Below are 14,469 nucleotides of genomic sequence, written 5' to 3' on the forward strand. Positions count from 1 at the left end.
TTTTGAGTATCCATTAACATTGCAAGCTGATATATTTTGAAGAACCGTTATATTATTGATTTCGACAGCACGTTTACTCAGGTAGAAGCGCTTGACGAGTTAGTGAAAATTTCGCTTAAAGGTCATCCCGACAAAGACCTTGTGCTAAAGCAAATCGAAGATTATACCAATGCGGCTATGGAAGGTCGCATGTCGTTTACTGACAGTCTTCGTGAACGAGTAAAATTGCTTGGAGCGACTGATGATCATTTGCACAAGTTGGTAAAGGTGCTTAAGAAAAAGGTTTCTTCTTCATTTTCCCGTAACCGTAAATTTTTTGAGAAGCATGCCGATGAAGTTTTTATCGTTTCAGGTGGTTTCAAAGAGTTTATTACACCAGTTGTAAGCGATTACAGGATCAAACCGGAAAATATCTACGCAAACACCTTTGAGTTTAATGAGGAAGGTACTATCGTAGGTTATGATACAACAAATCCCTTGTCGCAGGAAGGTGGTAAAGTAAAGCTTCTCAAACAACTAAATTGGGAAGGGAACCTTTATGGCATTGGCGATGGTTACTCTGATTTTCAGCTTAAAGAATCAGGACTTATTAAGAAGTTCTTTGCCTATACCGAAAATATTGCCCGCTCGAGTGTTGTTAAAAACGCAGATCACGTGCTGCCTAGCTTTGATGAGTTCTTGTATGTGAACAATCTTCCAATGGCTATTTCGTATCCTAAAAACCGAATCTTGTGTTTGTGTATAGGTGACATTCCAGAGGAAGCAATAGCGATTTTAAAAAAAGACGGTTTCTCGATCCGGCATAAATCATCTTTTGAAGAGAAATATGTGGCCGATGTGGGTATGATGCTTTTGGGTAATGGTGAAATAATAAAGATCGAAAAGTTAAAAAGAGCTACTACCTTGAAAACAATTGGCTATTTGGGCAATGCCAAGGAAAAGCTTGATATGGAATTATGTACCAAAATGGGTATTGTAGTTTTTGATGATCGTAAGAATAACACCAATAATGGTTTGTTTATTCCTAAGCGCATGGCTGATTTCATCAATTCGGGGGCCAGTTATTTAAGCTGCAACTTTCCTAATATTCAACTTACACTACAAAAGAATGCACATCGTTTAATTCATATTCATCATAATGTGCCCGGAATTATGGCACAGATCAATAGCGTAATGGCCGATCACGGTATCAACATTTTAGCACAGTACCTTAAAACCAATGAGCAAATTGGCTATGTGATTACTGATGTTAATGCCGAGTATGATAAAAAGGTAATTAAGGCGCTGAAAAAGATTGAGCATACCATTAAATTTAGGTTGTTGTATTAATTACCAAAATTGAATACCAAGTCATTTTTGCGAAAAGAATATCTTTTAAAACGGAAACAGCTTTCTGAAAGAGCGTTCGGTCAGGCTAATCTTGATATTTTATCACAGTTTAAATCGATTGACCTATCTGGTATTAAGGTTATTCATTTGTTTTTATCGATTACTGAAAAGCATGAAATTGATACTCAATTAATTGTTGATTACTTAAAGCAGCATCACCCGCATATAACTATTGCTGTTCCTCAAAGTAATTTCTCTGCATTAACGCTAACTCATTTTATCATCGACGATGATTTGGTGATTGAGAAAAACAAGTGGAATATTCCGGAACCCATTTCCGGAACCCAACTATCTCCTAAAGAAATTGATATGGTTTTGGTGCCTTTACTGGCAGTTGATAGTAAGGGTTTCCGAGTTGGTTATGGAAAAGGTTTCTACGACCGGTTTTTAGCTGAATGCAGGCCAGATATTCAAAAAATAGGCTTGTCTCAGTTTGAACCAATTGAGGCAATTGAAGACTTAAACGAATTCGATTTGCCTTTAGATGTTTGTTTAACCCCCACTAAAGTTATTCAGTTTTAACTACTGCTTTTATAAAATCACTTACCAAAAACGCGATGGTTTTTGACACCCTGTTATCATTAGGGTTATTTGCTAAACTTGGCGCTCCTTCGGCTATGTGTAAATAGGCTGGCTTAAGGTGACAAGCCACTTTATGAACAAACTGTCGAGCCTCGTTTACCGTAAAGCCACTCGGTGTTTCGGCGCTAGAAGGAATATAAGCTATTGTATCCAAGTCGATTTCAACACCTGCCGGACTTTCTTTTACAAAGTTAATGCCTTCCAGTACCGCAGACCCAAAGTCGGTTTTTGAATGAAGATAGATGCCTTCAAATGTTATATAGCCGATATCCGGGTTAGTTTTTAACGTTTCCCAAACGGTTTGCGATTGATAGTTTTGCTGTAATCCCAGCATGAAATATCGTTTCAGCAAACCTTCGTTATAGGCGTAACTAAAACCATTTCCACTATGTCTTCCTTCAAGCGGTCTGAAATCGGAATGAGCATCGAGGTTAATGCAATTGATATATTTTTCGGTTCTTTGTCCAGATTCACTTAATCCTTCGGAAACTGCCTTAATAATCGGATAAGAGTTGTTATGTCCACCGCCTATAACCACCGGAATTTTTCCAGCCTTTGCAATTAGCTTTACAATTTTGATTACCCTACGATCAACTTCCTCAACCAGTTTTCTTAGCTCTGTTGCCTGTTCATGGATCTGTGGGTTGAGTTTTTCTGCTGAAGTAAGTAAGTCAGTGAAATCGATATGTCCCAAAACGACAATCTCTCCTCCGTGAAAAAACTCATTGCTCTGGATATTTAAAATGGCTTTTAGAGAAGATGTCCAGGCGCTTTGCGCGCCACCTCTACCCATGTTTGCTCTAACTCCAATGTCTTCGGGTAGGCCCAGCAAAACAAATCGAGCCGGTGAATTAACCAACTCTTCAAACAAGGTTGTTACTGAGTTAATGGTCAATACTCGTTCACCAATTTTAGTCTCCTGGTCCCTGATTGATGTCAATCCCAGTATGTATTCATCAGAATATAGCTGTAGTTTCATGGAGTGCGTAATGCAGTATTAGTTAAACGCCGCCCATTTGGGATGCGTGATATGTTAAAGTTAAAGGTATTTGATGAATGCGAAGAACCTTCGGGTTTTTAGATAGTTCGAATTCAAATCATTTAAATAAGCTTCTTTTTCGAAGCAGATGGCATGATAAGCATCATTGGCATTTTTCTCTTTGGTCCACCGGATCAAAAACTCTATGGTGTACCATAAGTAAAAGCCGATAAGTAGAAGCTCTAATTGTTGCCGTAAATGAATTCGTTCATGATTAAGCAACGAATCATCCGTTCGTAACTCTTTTGATTTTAATATCACAAATGGCCATAATGTTATTGCCTGGGCAAAATTCCCGGTAAAAAACTTCAGAAATCGCTTCGATACGATAACCATACAGGTGATGAATTGTTAGGCTATTATACGACTTTTCCGTTAATTAAAACCTTCTCTATTAAGTTTGAGCCAAAAGCATATGGTAAATAATTAACCGATGGAACAGCTTTCGTAATAATCAGGTTTGCCTGCTTGCTTTTAGTAATACTGCCGTGAGTTGCCGAAAGATCCATTGCGTAAGCTCCGTTTAAGGTGGCCGCGTTAATGGCCTCATTTGGCAACATCTTCATTTTCATACAAGCAAGAGCGACTACCAAATTCATATTTCCCGACGGTGTGGTTCCAGGATTAAAATCTGATGCTAAGGCAACTCCTAAGCCTGCGGCAATCATTCCGCGGGCGTTTGCAAATGGTATATTAATAAATAGCGAACAAGAAGGTAATAAAGTTGCCATAGTAGCGCTTCCTTTTAAAGAGGCGATAACCTCATCATCTGTTACTTCCAGATGGTCGACAGAAAGAGCCCCTTTTTTAACACAAGCCTGTGTTGCCCCCGCATTTGTAAATTGATTCACATGGATTTTGGCCTTTAATCCGTAGCGAGCTCCGGCATCAATAATTCGTTCAGTTTGTGCAATTGAAAAATAATTCTGCTCGCAAAAAGCATCAATAAAGTCAGCCAGCCCTTCATCAGCAATTGTTGGTAATAGCCGGTTTATTAACAGATCTATATATCCTTCCTGATTTTGTTTGAACTCTTGAGGGAAAGCATGCGCGCCCAAAAAGGTTGCCTTAACAGGCAATGGAAATGTTTCCTTTAGTCGACGAATTACTTTCAGCATTTTTAATTCAGCTTCGTAGCTTAGTCCGTAACCACTTTTTATTTCGATAGCCCCTGTGCCTAGCTGCATCACCTCTTGCAAACGTTCTGCTGCTGAATCATACAGTTCGTTTTCTGAAGCATTTGCCAGTTTTCTGGCCGAATTTAGAATCCCTCCACCTGCCGCCGTAATTTCCTCGTAGGTTTTCCCCTGAATTTTCATTAAGAACTCTTCCTCGCGAGAGGCCGCAAATACTAAATGAGTATGTGAATCATTCCATGCAGGCAGAACCAGCTTGTCTTTTAAATCAATTACTTCAGATGCTCCTCCTGAAACCATCGACGAAAGTTGATGGTTGTCGAGTTCATTCATTGAGCCAAAATCAGCGATTTTGCCATGCTCAATTTTTAACCAGGCATTTTCAATTGATGGCAGAGCAGACATCTCTGCTCCTTCCAGCCTTAATTTTTCTTCTGCGTGAACACCGAGAAGTTGTTTTATATTGATGAGCAGCATGATTGGTTTATGTTTATTGATTAGGAGGTTTTGATTATCAAATCTCCAGCAAAATCGGACAATGATCAGAATGTTTGGCTTCCGGTAAAATTGCAGCTCGTTTAAGCTGTGGTTCTAACTCTTTTGTAGCCATATGGTAGTCGATACGCCAACCTAAGTTCTTGGCCCTTGAATTGGCCCTGAAACTCCACCATGAATAATGGTGAGGCTCTTTATTGAAATGACGAAAGGTGTCTATAAATCCGCTTTCAATGAACTGTTCCATCCATTCACGCTCCGCTGGTAAAAAACCTGATGAATTAGCATTTGATTTCGGATTGTGAATATCAATGGCGCGATGGCAAATATTGTAATCACCGGAAATAATCAGTTTTGGATACTTCCAGCGGGTTTGAGTAGCATATTCCATAAAGAAATCCAAAAACTCAAACTTAACTCCTTGTCGCTCTTCTCCACTCGATCCGGATGGTAAATAAACACTCATGACCGATACATCCGGAAAATCAGCTCTGACTACTCTTCCTTCAAAATCATATAACTCATGACCACAACCATATTCAACAGATTCAGGTTGAATTTTTGAAAGAATAGCCACGCCGCTATACCCTTTTTTTTGTGCCGGATACCAGTATTGATATTTATAACCCAGGTTTTCGAGCAGAACAATTTCTTGAGGGATATTTTCGGGATGAGCCTTAATCTCTTGTAAACAAACCACGTCGGCATTGGTAGCCTGAAGCCAGTTTAACCAACCTTTTGATATTGCCGAACGTATTCCGTTTACATTATAGGATATAATTTTCATTTTACTCGTATTCTTAAGTTTAAAGCGCAGAAATTGGCTTTTTCTCTTTTTTTAGCTTTTTCTCAAATCGACGAACCTCTTTTTTTGATAGCAATTCTACCTTCATTCTTATATCCTGAACTGGTCGATCGGATTTATCCGTTTTAGTAGAAGCGATTTTGTCAACCATTTCTAATCCTTCAGCCACTTCCCCATAAACGGTATAGTTCTGGTCAAGAAAAGGAGTTCCTCCTTCCGTTTTATATATTTCCCGCTGATAAGCCGGAATCTTGTATCCATTTAATCTTTTTTGCTCAACACGGTCAATATCGGCTTCGGTGTATTTTTTTCCCTGAACAATATAGAACTGGCAACCACTCGATGCTTTAGCTGGATTGTTGTCTCTGGCGGCAGCCAATACTCCTTTTCTATGAAAAAGACTATCCTTGAATTCCGCTGGTACAGTATAACCAACATCGCCGTCACCTAGAGTTTTGTCCGAAGTTGCATTTTTTGAGGTTGGGTCACCTCCCTGAATCATAAAGCCTTTAATAACGCGGTGAAACAACAAACTGTCGTAAAAATGTTGCTCGGTTAGCTTTATAAAATTGTCACGATGTAGTGGTGTCGAATTATATAAACGGATGATACAAGAACCAGAGTCAGTGCTGAGCTTGACGTAATAGTTCTTTTGTTTTTTCTGAGCAAATAAGTCTGAAGATGTGAATGAAAGAAGCGCAATAACAAAAAGAAATAGATTTCTCATATACTGTTAATGAAATTAGAAAGTGATATCGTAGAGCTGCTCAAAATAGTGAACAATTAATGATTTCATAAGTAATTCTTGTTCAAGTAAAGTGTAATTAGGAACCTTTTTTACCATTTTCCAGTGTGGCCAGCCATCTTGGTCCAAGCCTTCAAGTTCATAGAACCCCATTTCACTAAAAAGACGGCAGGTAGCAATGTGCATAAGCTCTTCCTTCTGACGCTTGGAATATTTTTGAGGGCCTTTTCCTAATTCCTGAACCCCAATTAAAAAGAGCAGGACCTTTAAATCTGGTTTTTCATTGTCGAAATCATCTGCAATACGCTGTTGTAACTTCAACCATTTATTATTTATTTCTGATGGAGTCATTTAATTTATATGAAAGCCGGGTTTAATTGATTTTGAACCACTATTTACGATCAATAGTTTTCAATCGGCTAAATTATCTATTTAGTTTTAATTCGGAATTAATTATCTGTCGGTATTAGTAAAACAAACAGGCAATCACTTTTTACTATGATTGCCTGTTATCTGATAATGGAAATGCCTTTAATGCGTAGCTTTAATATATCCCCATCCCTGATGTTGCTTTGAAATGATCTCATAAATACCATCAGGAACCATCTCTACCCCATCAATCAATTGACTTTTATCAATATTTTGGTTCTTCATCGCAATTTCACAAACTTTGAATTTGACATTGCTGTTAGTGGCAAATCCTGCTACCTCTTTTTCTACTATCGATTTATTTTTAAGTGCCAACTCAAGTCCTTTGGCGTACATTACAACTTCCAATTTTGCAGTTGGGGTTGATTTGGAAATTTCATTGATCCATCTCATAACTGCTTTCTGATCTAGAGAGTCTTTACTGGTGAGGTCAAAAACCACTTTATAATCTTTGGTTTGGGCCATTAAAAAACAAGGCATCAACAACCCAACAAGTACAACTAATTTTTTCATAGCATTTATTTTTTGGGTTATTAAAATTACATAATAACTATTATAATTAGTTGGTTTATTACTACTAAATCATTGAGTAAATAGTTGTAAATCAGTATATTTAAGTGGCCTGTTGTGTGTAACAGCGGCAAATTTTAATCTGTTTTCGGTAAAATCATTAAAGACTAGGAGGTTGTATGCCAAAGTTTGTTATCGAAAGAAATATTCCAAACGTAGGAAATCTTTCTAAAGAGGAGTTGACCGGAGTAGCGCAAAAATCATGTTCAGTACTCAACTCAATGGGGCCTCAAATTCAATGGGTTCAAAGTTATGTTACCGGCGACAAGATTTACTGTGTTTACATTGCACCCGATGAAGAGTCGGTTAGGAAACATGCCGAATTGGGTGGTTTTCCAGCTAATAGCATTTCAAAAGTGATGCATATAATCGATCCCACAACCGCTGAACCCTTTGCATAAGTTTATTGATGAAAATATAAAGATCAGAGGAAAAAGAAAAGGCTAACACGTGGTTAGCCTCTCTCAATATGATTTTTAGTTTTAAATGGTTTCTTATTCAATTCGGCCACCTTTAAAAAAGTAGCGTTTAAAATACGGATCGTTTAGGTCAGAGATGTTAACGCCTTTTGAAGAAGAGGAATGGGCAAATTTTCCGTTGCCTAAATATATACCTATGTGAGAAATATATTTTTTACCTATTTTAAAGAAAACGAAATCGCCTTCTTTTAAATCTTCTTTATTTACAGGTTTAACATTTTTATATATATCACGAGAGTTTGCTCCTCCAAGGAAAGTACTGTAAACAGCATCATATACTTTGTTTACAAAACGAGAACAGTCAATTCCTTTGCGACTATCACCGCCGAAACGATATGGAGTACCTAGCCAATCGTAAATGAAATCGAACAATTTAGTGTTCGCTTTTGAGGCCAGACTGAATCCAAATAATTGTGAATAATATAAATATCCTAACGAATCAGGATCAGAAATTTCTTTTTTATCCGGGCTGGAAGAAAATAATTCTTTTAGCCCTTTCGACTGCGCACTCACAGCGTTTGCCGAGATAAAGAAAACTAAAATAAGTAATAGTTTTTTCAAAGCCGCTATGTTAAATCGTTACAAAACTAAGGTTAATTAATTATTCCTTCAAGTTATTCGTTAAAACCATGCCGATTTTAGCTCAAAACCCAAGTGTATGGCTTTCTACGATTTAGGCATATAAAAGTTACACATTGATAACATTTTCAGAAACTTAATGAATTTGCAACATTGCCTAAAACGTAGCTTTATTTTGGAATATTGTTTACAAAAGCAGATTAAATCATTCAAATTTACATTTTGCTTTTTTATTGATACATTTGCCATCACAAAAAATTAAGCTTATAAACTTTAAGAATGAGTTCTGTAGCAATCACTAAAGAGACTTATCTGCAATGGTACGAACAGATGTACCTTATGAGAAAGTTTGAAGAACGTTCGGGTCAGCTGTACGGTCAACAAAAAATCAGAGGATTTTGTCACTTATATATTGGCCAGGAAGCTGTTGCTGCCGGTGCATTATCTGCAACGTTACCTAAAGATGGTTTTATTACTGCCTACCGCGATCATGCCTTAGCATTAGGAAAAGGTGTTTCTGCGCGCGAATGTATGGCTGAACTTTATGGTAAAGAAACCGGTTGTTCTAAAGGAAAAGGTGGTTCAATGCACTTTTTCTCTAAAGAACACAATTTCTATGGTGGTCACGGAATTGTCGGAGGACAAATTCCTTTAGGTGCAGGTATTGCGTTTGCATCTAAATACAAAGGTGACGATGCTGTATGTTTATGTTTTATGGGCGATGGAGCTGTTCGTCAGGGAGCTTTGAACGAAACATTTAACATGGCAATGATCTGGAATATTCCTGTAATTTTTATTTGTGAGAATAACGGTTACGCAATGGGAACTTCTGTTCAGCGTACAACCAACATGCCAGATATCTATAAAATTGGTTTAGGATTCGATATGCCATCTGAGCCAGTTGACGGAATGAGCTGTGAAGCTGTTCACGAAGCAATTGATCGTGCTGTTCAACGCGCTCGTGCCGGAGAAGGACCGTCATTCTTAGAGATTCGTACCTATCGCTACAAAGGACACTCAATGTCTGATCCTGCTAAGTATCGTACAAAAGAAGAAGTAGAGGAGTATAAAGCAAAAGATCCTGTTGAACAGGTGAAAAGTACAATTCTTGAGAAAAAATATGCTGATGCCAAGTGGTTTGAAGAAATCGAGGCAAAAGTGAAAGAAATTGTTGAAGATTCAGTAAAATTTGCTGAAGAATCAAACTACCCTGATCCGTCGGAATTATATAAAGACGTTTATGTTCAGGAAGATTATCCATACATAATGGACTAATTTTAAAAACAAATTGCGGGTTACGGGTAAAACACTCATAACCCGCAACTTGTATTAGTAACAACCTTAGGGTTAAAAGTTTGTACTTGAACAGCTTTAACTCTTATCTTGTATAAGCACAACACTATTCTAATTAAAAAAATATGGCTGAAGTAGTACGCATGCCAAAAATGAGCGATACCATGACGGAAGGGGTATTGGCTAAATGGCATAAAAAAGTTGGTGATAAAATAAAATCAGGCGATGTAGTTGCCGAGGTTGAGACCGACAAAGCTACCATGGATTTTGAATCGTTTCAGGAAGGAACGTTATTATACATAGGCGTAGAAGAAGGCCAAGCAGTACCTGTTGATGCAGTTATTGCAGTTTTGGGTGCTGAAGGTGAAGATTATAAAGCCTTATTGGCATCTGGAGGGTCTGCGCCTGCCGCAAAACCGACTGAAACTGCCACTGAGCAAGCAACTCCTCCAGCAACGCCAGCTACTTCTGTAGCTCAAAGCGCACCAACAGTTACACCGGAATCTTTAGGAGCAACTGTAATTCGTATGCCTTTATTAAGTGATACCATGACAGAAGGTGTTATTAATAAATGGTACAAAAAAGTAGGTGATACAATTAAATCAGATGATACAATTGCAGACGTAGAAACTGATAAAGCTACAATGGAAGTTACGGCCTATGCTGAAGGCACATTATTATATATTGGTGTTGAGGAAGGAAAAGCTGCAAAGGTTAATGATATTATAGCCATTGTTGGTAAACCAGGAACGGATGTAAGTCCTTTGCTTCAAGCTACAACCTCTGCGCCTGCTACTAAAGCAGAAACCGCACCAGTTGCTTCAGCTACTGCTCCTGCTGCAGTTCCTGCAGTTGAGGAACAGTCTGGAACATCCTCTGATGGAAGAGTTAAAGCTTCTCCATTGGCTCGCAAAATTGCAGAAGAAAAAGGAATCAATCTGTCGCAAGTTAAAGGTAGCGCTGAAGGTGGTAGAATTGTTAAAAAGGATGTGGAAACCTTCACACCTTCTGCTGCTCCAGCTGCAAAATCTGCTTCGGCTCCTGCTGCAACTACCACAACCGCACCTGCTGTTTATGGTCAGGAAAGCTTTACCGAGGTGACAGTGTCGCAAATGCGTAAAACCATTGCCCGTCGCTTATCGGAAAGCTTATTTACAGCTCCGCATTTCTATTTAACCATGTCAATTGATATGGATAATGCTATCGAGGCACGTAAACGTATCAATGAACTTGGAACAAAAATTTCTTTCAACGATATCGTTCTTAAGGCAACAGCTGTCGCACTTAAGAAACATCCAAAAGTAAATTCTAGTTGGTTAGGTGATAAGATCCGCTACAATAACCATGTTAATATCGGTGTTGCTGTAGCAGTTGAAGATGGCTTATTAGTACCGGTGGTTCGTTTTGCAGATACTAAATCACTTTCTACTATCTCTGCCGAAGTAAAAGAATACGCTCAAAAGGCAAAAGATAAAAAATTACAACCTGCTGATTGGGAAGGCTCAACCTTTACCATTTCAAACTTAGGTATGTACGGAATAGATCAGTTCACAGCGATTATCAACCCACCTGATGCTTGTATTTTAGCCGTGGGCGGTATTAGTCAGGTTCCTGTTGTTAAAAATGGTCAAGTTGTTCCTGGTAATGTAATGAAGGTTACCCTGTCATGTGATCACCGCGTTGTTGATGGTGCTACCGGATCAGAATTCTTATTAACATTAAAAGGCTTGTTAGAAGAACCTCTTCGTTTATTAGTTTAAACTAGTTAGGTTCGAGTATAAAAAAAGACCGTTTCTATTTCAGAAACGGTCTTTTTTATACCTATAGCAGACCTATCAATGATTCGAGCTTCATTCCTCGAGATCCCTTAACCAAGATATGTGAGTTTCTAACTGGATGCTTCTTTAAATAGTCGACCGCTTCTTCAGTATTTTCAAAAAAGGTGTAGCCTGAATTATCTTTTAAAGAGTAGAAGTGTTTTCCTACCAATAATGCATTTATTAAACCTTGCTCTTTGAGTTGATTGATGACTTTCTGATGTTCTTCTTTGCTGTATTCACCCAGCTCAAACATGTCGGCTAAAATCACCAATTTGTTGGTCGATGAATTTTTTGCAAAATTGTCGATTGCGGCAGCCATACTACTAGGGTTTGCATTATAATAATCACAAATGAGTGTGTTGCTTTCAGTTTTAACCGCCTGTGAGCGATTGTTTGTTGGCTGATAGCTTAAAACACCTGCTTCAATTTGTTTAACCGTTAATCCAAAATAATTGCCTATACAAACCGCTGCTAATACGTTTTCGAAGTTGTAACCACCTACAAGGTTCGAGTTGACGGTGTTCCACTGATCATCATTTGACAATTTCCATTCTAGCGAAACCATTTCACCTTGTTCAATTCTTTTACCAATAACTGTGTTATCTTCAGAAGTTCCATAATAAACCTTTCTGTCTACTTTTGAGGCCATTTCCAATAGATGAGGGTTGTCATGGTTAATAAAGATCAATCCGCTGTTATTTTGAAGATGATCATATAGCTCTTTTTTGCCTTTCTTAACACCTTCAAAGCCTCCAAATCCTTCAAGATGTGCTTTACCAACATTGGTGATAATACCAAAATCAGGGTTGGCAATATCAGCAAGCAGTTGAATTTCTTTTTGATGATTTGCCCCCATTTCAATAATAGCAAACTCAATGCTCCCATCGATGGACAAAAGGGTTAGAGGAACGCCAATATGATTGTTTAAGTTGCCTATAGTTGCATAAGTTTTAAACTTTTGCGACAGAACAGCATTTATCAACTCTTTGGTGGTGGTTTTGCCGTTTGTTCCAGTAATTCCAAGAAAAGGAATATTCAATTGTGCACGATGATATTTTGCCAATAGCTGTAAAGTTTGAAGCACATCGTTCACTAATACAAAGCGATCGCCTTCACTATAGAGCTCTTCGTCAATTATTGCATAAGCAGCGCCATTTTCAATCGCTTGCTTAGCAAATTGATTTGCATTGAAACTATCACCCTTTAGGGCAAAGAAGATACAGTTAGGAGTAATTTTACGAGTGTCGGTACAAATAACCGGATACTCTTTATATAAGTTGTATAATGATTCTATTGTCATGGCCAAATTTGAAGCTAAGATAAACAAATGGAAGATTTTTGAAGCCTTTTGAAGTTGATACAAAAGAAAAAGGCTGTCCTTTTGGGAACAGCCTTTTAACTAATATTTGAGTTGATCTTATTTACTCTTAAAGTTAGGGCGTTTAGTTTTTCCAACACCTGGAGCTCCTACACGACCCATTGCACAACGGAAACCGACTTCTGCTGAAGATGAGTCTTGATCCATGAAGCGACGTGAACCCGGTGTTAACCAATATGCTCGGTCATTCCATGATCCGCCTTTATACACACGTGAACGATTGCTTACAAGTGATGTTTTGCTATATCCGTACATGCCCTTTTCATCATCATAATCACGCACATCAGCTTTTTTAGTAATTTTTGTACCATCAATTAAACGGCCAACAGTATCAGGAACTCTTGGAATACGACCTAAGCTGTCTTTCTTAGCATAAGATCCTTTAGCGTCTTTTTGTTTAACTGTATATTGGTTACCACGGAATGGATTCTGATCACTAATGTCTTCGAATGAAAGTGGACGATATACATCCTGAACCCACTCGTTTACGTTACCTGCCATACAATATAATCCGTAATCATTTGGAAGGTAGCTTTTAACAGACGCTGTAATGTCGGCGTTGTCGTTTAAGTAACCGGCAACCCCTGTATTATCACCTCTTCCACGTTTAAAGTTGGCCAAGAATAAACCTTGAGTTTTACCCTGTGCACTACGCATTGTTAGGCCATTCCAAGGATAAAGTTTTTTCTCTTCGATATTCTCGTATTTAACATTGCCTTTTAATGCTAGTGCCGCGTATTCCCATTCAGCTTCTGATGGTAAACGGTAAGCACCTGGAAGTAAAATACCATCTGAATAACGCACCGAACGAGTTTTGTTGGTAGCTATTGGATCAAGGTTTTTAACATTCTTTTTTACAACACCTTCATACTGTCCAGCATAATATGAATCAGTATTAAAGTTGTTGGCGTCGGTTTGATTAGGATCAGGTTTTAAGATGCCTTTATTAATTAAGATTGATTCGTTGGCGCGGTCAGTTCTCCAAATACAGTATTCGGTTGCCTGGGTCCAATTAACCCCAACTACAGGATAATCAGCAAAAGCCGGGTGACGAAGGTAGTTGTCTACATAAGGCTCATTATAAGCTAATGGTTTTCTCCAAACCATTGTGTCAGGTAATGCGCGTTCATAAACTTGTGGATGACCTTTATAAACACGAGCTAACCAGTACAAGTATTCTAACCAGTCGATGTTGCGAACTTCAGTTTCGTCCATATAAAATGAAGTAACTGTAACTCGTTTCTCAGTGTTGTCATTGTCATATCCCAGATCCTGTTCTAGAGAACCCATTACAAATGTTCCTCCTTCAATGGCTACGAGACCAGGGCCTAACTGGTCTTTTTTATAGGTTATCTTTTGAAAACCACCGTTTTTAGGATCGTTATAGTTCCATCCGGTTGTTGACGATCGTTCTTTCTTGTTACATGCAACGAACGATAAAGGCAAACCTAATGCGCAAGCCAGTATAAGATATCGTGTAGTTCTTTTCATCCTGCTTGTGAATAGTTGTGGTTATTTAGGTTTTGATTTAATTTAATTATTAACTCAAAGCTATAAATTTTCTTTATAGTTTAAAAAGTGTTCCAACCCAATTATACGCACATATCCTCAAATTGTTGCAAATTATTCCAAGGATTTTATAAAATAATCCAGCAGAGATTATGTTTAATATTATAGCTATGGTATTGGAAAAGTGTAGCTCTAATAAAAAAGGTATTCTATTGTTGGAT

The 14,469-nt window shown here is 38.1% G+C and carries 15 protein-coding genes; 5 read left to right on the plus strand and 10 right to left on the minus strand.

From position 1 onward, the window contains the following. Positions 1–36: 36 nt before the first annotated feature. Both NF867_RS07980 and NF867_RS07985 read left to right on the plus strand, forming a co-directional pair. Complete coding sequence (locus tag NF867_RS07980; protein WP_252587287.1) at positions 37–1,329, plus strand: HAD-IB family phosphatase; 1,293 nt, start codon at positions 37–39, stop codon at positions 1,327–1,329. 9 nt (positions 1,330–1,338) lie between these two features. Beyond that, positions 1,339–1,911, plus strand: a complete 573-nt coding sequence (locus NF867_RS07985) for a 5-formyltetrahydrofolate cyclo-ligase (RefSeq protein ID WP_252587288.1) — start codon at positions 1,339–1,341, stop codon at positions 1,909–1,911. On the opposite strand, the gene NF867_RS07990 is transcribed toward NF867_RS07985, so the two are convergent. From NF867_RS07990 to NF867_RS08020, 7 genes are all read right to left on the minus strand, one after another. Continuing rightward, positions 1,898–2,950: a formimidoylglutamase gene (locus NF867_RS07990; protein ID WP_252587289.1), complete on the minus strand. Its 1,053-nt coding sequence runs from the start codon at positions 2,948–2,950 to the stop codon at positions 1,898–1,900. The two genes, NF867_RS07985 and NF867_RS07990, sit on opposite strands and share 14 nt — an antisense overlap. A 60-nt stretch (positions 2,951–3,010) precedes the next feature. Next, complete coding sequence (locus NF867_RS07995) at positions 3,011–3,346, minus strand: hypothetical protein (RefSeq protein WP_252587290.1); 336 nt, start codon at positions 3,344–3,346, stop codon at positions 3,011–3,013. 23 nt (positions 3,347–3,369) lie between these two features. Then, positions 3,370–4,623 (minus strand): imidazolonepropionase, encoded by a 1,254-nt coding sequence (gene hutI, locus NF867_RS08000; RefSeq protein ID WP_252587291.1) that lies wholly within the window; start codon positions 4,621–4,623, stop codon positions 3,370–3,372. Between the two features lie 37 nt (positions 4,624–4,660). Continuing rightward, a complete protein-coding gene (locus tag NF867_RS08005) occupies positions 4,661–5,428 on the minus strand; it encodes an exodeoxyribonuclease III (protein WP_252587292.1) in 768 nt (255 codons plus the stop codon). Positions 5,429–5,447: 19 nt separating this feature from the next. Next, positions 5,448–6,173, minus strand: a complete 726-nt coding sequence (locus NF867_RS08010) for a peptidylprolyl isomerase (protein ID WP_252587293.1) — start codon at positions 6,171–6,173, stop codon at positions 5,448–5,450. 15 nt (positions 6,174–6,188) lie between these two features. After that, on the minus strand, positions 6,189–6,542 hold the full coding sequence (locus NF867_RS08015) for a hypothetical protein (RefSeq protein ID WP_252587294.1): 354 nt from the start codon (positions 6,540–6,542) through the stop codon (positions 6,189–6,191). Between the two features lie 180 nt (positions 6,543–6,722). Further along, a complete protein-coding gene (locus tag NF867_RS08020; protein WP_252587295.1) occupies positions 6,723–7,133 on the minus strand; it encodes a DsrE family protein in 411 nt (136 codons plus the stop codon). Positions 7,134–7,309: 176 nt separating this feature from the next. On the opposite strand from NF867_RS08020, the gene NF867_RS08025 reads away from it, so the two are divergent. Then, positions 7,310–7,591 (plus strand): DUF4242 domain-containing protein, encoded by a 282-nt coding sequence (locus tag NF867_RS08025; RefSeq protein ID WP_252587296.1) that lies wholly within the window; start codon positions 7,310–7,312, stop codon positions 7,589–7,591. Between the two features lie 93 nt (positions 7,592–7,684). Here NF867_RS08025 and NF867_RS08030 read toward each other — a convergent pair whose 3' ends face one another. Then, a complete protein-coding gene (locus NF867_RS08030) occupies positions 7,685–8,230 on the minus strand; it encodes a C40 family peptidase (protein ID WP_252587297.1) in 546 nt (181 codons plus the stop codon). Between the two features lie 297 nt (positions 8,231–8,527). Between NF867_RS08030 and pdhA the strand changes: the two genes are divergently transcribed. Both pdhA and NF867_RS08040 read left to right on the plus strand, forming a co-directional pair. Then, the gene (pdhA, locus tag NF867_RS08035; protein ID WP_252587298.1) at positions 8,528–9,523 is read left to right on the plus strand and encodes a pyruvate dehydrogenase (acetyl-transferring) E1 component subunit alpha; all 996 of its coding nucleotides are present in this window, start codon (positions 8,528–8,530) and stop codon (positions 9,521–9,523) included. A 143-nt stretch (positions 9,524–9,666) separates the two neighbouring features. Then, positions 9,667–11,301, plus strand: coding sequence for a pyruvate dehydrogenase complex dihydrolipoamide acetyltransferase (locus NF867_RS08040; protein WP_252587299.1), 1,635 nt, complete (start codon positions 9,667–9,669; stop codon positions 11,299–11,301). Positions 11,302–11,362: 61 nt separating this feature from the next. On the opposite strand, the gene NF867_RS08045 is transcribed toward NF867_RS08040, so the two are convergent. Both NF867_RS08045 and NF867_RS08050 read right to left on the minus strand, forming a co-directional pair. Beyond that, positions 11,363–12,661: a UDP-N-acetylmuramoyl-tripeptide--D-alanyl-D-alanine ligase gene (locus tag NF867_RS08045; protein ID WP_252587300.1), complete on the minus strand. Its 1,299-nt coding sequence runs from the start codon at positions 12,659–12,661 to the stop codon at positions 11,363–11,365. 117 nt (positions 12,662–12,778) lie between these two features. Continuing rightward, entirely contained in the window at positions 12,779–14,230 is a 1,452-nt protein-coding gene (locus NF867_RS08050; RefSeq protein ID WP_252587301.1) for an SUMF1/EgtB/PvdO family nonheme iron enzyme, read from the minus strand. Positions 14,231–14,469 lie beyond the last annotated feature (239 nt).

This window comes from Solitalea agri, from assembly GCF_023914155.1.
In the GTDB taxonomy this organism is placed as follows: domain Bacteria; phylum Bacteroidota; class Bacteroidia; order Sphingobacteriales; family Sphingobacteriaceae; genus Solitalea; species Solitalea agri.

What these genes read in the sequence shown, in the direction of transcription:
- pdhA (WP_252587298.1), top strand. Translation starts at nt 8,528, where the DNA reads ATGAGTTCTGTAGCAATCACTAAAGAGACTTATCTGCAATGGTACGAA.
- hutI (WP_252587291.1), bottom strand. Translation starts at nt 4,623, where the DNA reads ATGCTGCTCATCAATATAAAACAACTTCTCGGTGTTCACGCAGAAGAA.
- NF867_RS08020 (WP_252587295.1), bottom strand. Translation starts at nt 7,133, where the DNA reads ATGAAAAAATTAGTTGTACTTGTTGGGTTGTTGATGCCTTGTTTTTTA.
- NF867_RS08040 (WP_252587299.1), top strand. Translation starts at nt 9,667, where the DNA reads ATGGCTGAAGTAGTACGCATGCCAAAAATGAGCGATACCATGACGGAA.
- NF867_RS08005 (WP_252587292.1), bottom strand. Translation starts at nt 5,428, where the DNA reads ATGAAAATTATATCCTATAATGTAAACGGAATACGTTCGGCAATATCA.
- NF867_RS08045 (WP_252587300.1), bottom strand. Translation starts at nt 12,661, where the DNA reads ATGACAATAGAATCATTATACAACTTATATAAAGAGTATCCGGTTATT.
- NF867_RS08025 (WP_252587296.1), top strand. Translation starts at nt 7,310, where the DNA reads ATGCCAAAGTTTGTTATCGAAAGAAATATTCCAAACGTAGGAAATCTT.
- NF867_RS08010 (WP_252587293.1), bottom strand. Translation starts at nt 6,173, where the DNA reads ATGAGAAATCTATTTCTTTTTGTTATTGCGCTTCTTTCATTCACATCT.
- NF867_RS07990 (WP_252587289.1), bottom strand. Translation starts at nt 2,950, where the DNA reads ATGAAACTACAGCTATATTCTGATGAATACATACTGGGATTGACATCA.
- NF867_RS07995 (WP_252587290.1), bottom strand. Translation starts at nt 3,346, where the DNA reads ATGGTTATCGTATCGAAGCGATTTCTGAAGTTTTTTACCGGGAATTTT.
- NF867_RS08015 (WP_252587294.1), bottom strand. Translation starts at nt 6,542, where the DNA reads ATGACTCCATCAGAAATAAATAATAAATGGTTGAAGTTACAACAGCGT.
- NF867_RS08050 (WP_252587301.1), bottom strand. Translation starts at nt 14,230, where the DNA reads ATGAAAAGAACTACACGATATCTTATACTGGCTTGCGCATTAGGTTTG.